Raw genomic sequence first — 3,845 nt, 5'->3', positions numbered from 1 at the left:
ATTTCAGCCCGCCCGGCGTTTGAGGGCACGGGCGCGGAGCGCACGTATCGGGGTCCGGGGCGGAGCCCCGGGTGGGGGCCCCTCCCGGACGGAGTCTGGGGGAGGTGGAAGGGCGGGTAGGGGACCAGCCCCGCGCAGCGGCCGCCACATGACATCTGTCATCCGGCACCCACGACGGCCGACACTGCCGCCAGGCCCCCCGTACGGGCGAGTCTTGGGCCATGACGACGCCCACCGCGACCCGCAGCACGAGGCCCGCCACCGACACGGTGGTCCGCTTCGAGAACGTGACCAAGAACTACGGCCCGGTCCGAGCGGTAGACGGCCTCTCCCTCACGCTCCACCCGGGCGAGACCGTCGCACTCCTCGGCCCCAACGGCGCCGGCAAGTCCTCCACCCTCGACCTCCTCCTCGGCCTGCGCCCCGCCGACTCCGGCTCCGTACGGCTCTTCGGCACCACCCCCCGCGAGGCCGTCGCCGCCGGCCGGGTCGGCGCGATGCTGCAGAGCGGCGGCCTGATGGAGGACGTGACCGTACGCGAACTCGTGGCGCTCGGCTGCTCCCTGCACCCCCGCCCGCACCCGGTGGACGAGGTACTGGCGCGCGCCGGAGTCTCCGAGATCGCCGGCCGCACGGTCAACAAGCTCTCCGGCGGCCAGGAGCAGCGCGTCCGCTTCGCCCTCGCCACCGCGGGACACAACGACCTGATCGTGCTCGACGAGCCGACCACCGGCATGGACGTCACCGCCCGCCAGGCCTTCTGGGCCACGATGCGCGAACAGGCCGCCCAGGGCCGCACGGTGCTCTTCGCCACGCACTACCTGGAGGAAGCGGACGCGATCGCCGACCGGGTGCTGGTCCTCAACAAGGGCCGGCTCCTCGCCGACGGCACCGCCGCCGAGATCAAGGCCAGGGCCGGCGCCCGGAAGGTCTCCTTCGACCTGGACGGCCACGACGCCGACGCCGTGGACGAGCAGATGCTCCGCGCCCTGCCCGCCCTCACCGCCTACGAGCGGCACGGCGCGACCGTACGCCTCCAGTCCGCCGACGCCGACGCGACCGTCCACGCCGTGTACGCGCTCGGGCTCTACCCCCGCAACCTGGAGGTCGCGGGCCTCGGCCTGGAACAGGCCTTCATCGCCCTCACCGAGGAGGCCTCGAAGTGAACAACCTCATCAGGCTCGAAATCATCCGGGCCCTGCGCAACAAGAAGTACCTCTTCTTCACCATCCTCTACCCGGCCGCCCTCTTCCTGATGCTCGGCGGCACCCTCGACGGCACCACCAAGGTCATGGGCACCGAACTGACCATGCCCGCCTTCTACATGGTCGCCATGGCCTCCTTCGGAGCCCTGACCGCCGTCCTCATGGGCAACAGCGAGCGCATCGCCAAGGAGCGCGAGAAGGGCTGGGTCCGCCAGCTGCGCCTGACCGCCCTCCCCGGCCGCGGCTACGTCCTCGCCAAGACCGCCAGCGCGGGCGTCCTCTCGCTGCCCTCCATCCTGGTCGTCTTCGCGGTGGCGGCCGGCGTGAAGGACGTACGGTTCGACACCTGGCAGTGGCTCGCCCTCACCGGCGCGATCTGGGCCGGCAGCCTGGTCTTCGCCGCGCTCGGCGTGGCCCTCGGGTACCTGGCCGGCGGCGACAGCGTCCGCCCCCTCACGATGCTGATCTACTTCGGCCTGTCGATCCTCGGCGGCCTGTGGATGCCCACCGCCAACTTCCCCCAGTGGCTCCAGACCATCGCGAGCTGGCTCCCCACCCACGCCTACGCCGGCCTCGGCCAGGCCATCGAGCTGGGCGGCGCGCCGCACGCCAAGGACGTGGCGATCCTCGTCGCGTACTTCGTACTGTTCACCGGTGCCGCCGCCTGGCTGTACCGCAAGGACTCACTGAAGGCATGAACCCGTGGCGCTGACGCAAGCAGACGAGGAGCGGCGCTTCCCCGAGATCGCCAAGGAGCCGGAGAACCGCCGCCAGAAGCTGGTGAAGGGCCTCTGGATCAGCATCTGGCTCTTCTACCTGAGCGCACCCGTCACCGACCTGATCAGCGGCGGACACAGCCCCGGCGTGCGGCTGCTCGGCGGCCTGGGCCTCGCGGCCTTCGTCGCCTGGTACCTGGTGCTGGTCTTCCGCACGGCCCGGCAGATGGCCGTGCGCAAGGTCCTGGTCTCCGTGGCGGTGCTCTCCGCCCAGGCCACGGTCCTGTCGCTGACCCTGGGCCGCGAATGGCTCGTGCTCTTCGTCTACGTGGCCATCTCCTCCGGCGCCGCGCTGCCCGGGGAGATCTCCCGCTGGACCGTCCTCGGCACCACCGCCCTGCTGGCGGTCACGGCGAACGCGGTCCCGGGCGGCACCGCCTACCTGGCGGGCCTGCTGATCCCGGCCCTGATGGGCGGCTTCGCGATGGTCGGCGTCCGCGCGCTGATCCGGACGACGATAGAGCTGCGCGAGGCCCGGGCCACGGTGGCGCAGCTCGCCGCCAACGAGGAACGGCTGCGGATGGCCCGGGACCTGCACGACCTGCTGGGCCACTCGCTGTCGCTGATCACGCTCAAGAGCGAGCTGGCGGGCCGGATGCTCCCCGGGCAGCCGGAGGCCGCCGCCCAGCAGGTGGCGGACATCGAGCGGGTCAGCCGGCAGGCGCTGGTCGACGTACGCGAAGCGGTGAGCGGCTACCGGCGGCCCACCCTGCCCGGTGAACTCGCGGGCGCCCGGACGGCGCTGGCGGCGGCGGGCGTGGTCGCCGACCTCCCGCGGGGGCCGGCGGACGGGCTCGCGGAGGAACTCTCGGAGGAGGCGGAGTCGGCCCTGGCCTGGTCCCTGCGCGAGGCGGTCACGAACGTGGTCCGGCACAGCGGGGCGCAGCGGTGCACGGTCACGCTGACCGACCGGCAGACCCTGGCGGGCCGCTTCGTGGAACTGACGGTGGCGGACGACGGGTCCGGCGGCCCGGGCGCCCCGGCCGGCAACGGCCTGACGGGCCTGACGGAACGCCTGGAGGCGGTCGGCGGCAGCCTGTCGGCGGGCCCGGCCGGCAAGACGGGCTTCCGGCTGGTCGCCCGCATCCCCCTAGGATCGGACTCATGACGGCAGCAGCCCCCATCCGCATCCTCCTGGCGGAGGACCAGTCGATGGTCCGCGAGGCCCTCGCCGCACTGCTCGGCCTGGAGCCGGACATCGAGGTCCTGGCGCAAGTCGCCCGCGGCGACCAGGTGGTGGAGGCGGCCCGCGCCCACGACGTGAACGTCGCACTGCTGGACATCGAGATGCCGGGACTGACGGGCATCGAGGCGGCGGCGGCCCTGCGATCGGCGCTCCCGGCGATCCGGATCGTCATCCTGACCACCTTCGGCAGGCCGGGCTACCTGCGCGGCGCGATGGAGGCGGGTGCCTCGGCCTTCCTGGTCAAGGACGCCCCGGCCGCGCAGCTGGCGGCCGCGGTACGCAAGGTCCTGGCGGGGGAGCGCGTCATCGACCCCACGCTGGCCGCGGCGGCCCTGGCGGAGGGCGCGAACCCGCTGACCGAGCGCGAACGGGAGGTCCTGCGGGCGGCGGAGTCCGGGGCGACCAACGCCGAACTGGCGGAGCGGCTGCACCTCTCGCCGGGCACGGTCCGCAACTACCTCTCGACGGCGATCCAGAAACTGGCGGCGCGCAACCGGGCCGAAGCCGTTCGCGCCGCCCGCGACAAGGGCTGGCTCTAGCCGAGCCCGCGCGACGCGGGAGGCCGAGCCACGAAGCCCGGCTCCGCCGGACCCTGGGGCTCCGCCCCAGACCCCGCGCCTCAAACGCCGGCGAGGCTATCCGTAGCCCCGCCGGCGTTTGTGGCGCGGGGGTCCGGGG

At 73.2% G+C, this 3,845-nt stretch carries 4 protein-coding genes; all 4 read left to right on the top strand.

What is annotated here, in order from left to right:
• Positions 1 to 221: 221 nt before the first annotated feature.
• From ACFWBN_RS39680 to ACFWBN_RS39665, 4 genes are read left to right on the top strand one after another with little or no spacing between them, the layout of a single operon-like run.
• Complete coding sequence (locus ACFWBN_RS39680) at positions 222 to 1,166, top strand: ABC transporter ATP-binding protein (RefSeq protein ID WP_385186704.1); 945 nt, start codon at positions 222 to 224, stop codon at positions 1,164 to 1,166.
• Positions 1,163 to 1,903, top strand: coding sequence for an ABC transporter permease (locus tag ACFWBN_RS39675; RefSeq protein WP_385186701.1), 741 nt, complete (start codon positions 1,163 to 1,165; stop codon positions 1,901 to 1,903). The genes ACFWBN_RS39680 and ACFWBN_RS39675 overlap by 4 nt, the downstream gene beginning before the upstream one ends.
• Positions 1,904 to 1,907: 4 nt before the next feature.
• Positions 1,908 to 3,089 carry a sensor histidine kinase gene (locus ACFWBN_RS39670; RefSeq protein ID WP_385186698.1) on the top strand — a complete coding sequence of 394 codons (1,182 nt, stop codon included), beginning with the start codon at positions 1,908 to 1,910 and terminating at the stop codon, positions 3,087 to 3,089.
• On the top strand, positions 3,086 to 3,706 hold the full coding sequence (locus tag ACFWBN_RS39665; protein ID WP_385186695.1) for a DNA-binding response regulator: 621 nt from the start codon (positions 3,086 to 3,088) through the stop codon (positions 3,704 to 3,706). Before ACFWBN_RS39670 ends, ACFWBN_RS39665 begins: the two co-directional genes overlap by 4 nt.
• The last annotated feature ends 139 nt before the right edge of the window (positions 3,707 to 3,845 follow it).

It is taken from the genome of Streptomyces sp. NPDC059989 (assembly GCF_042736975.1).
Lineage (GTDB): Bacteria > Actinomycetota > Actinomycetes > Streptomycetales > Streptomycetaceae > Streptomyces.
Note: the sequence above shows the minus strand (reverse complement) of the source record. Positions and strands in the feature narration are given on the sequence as shown.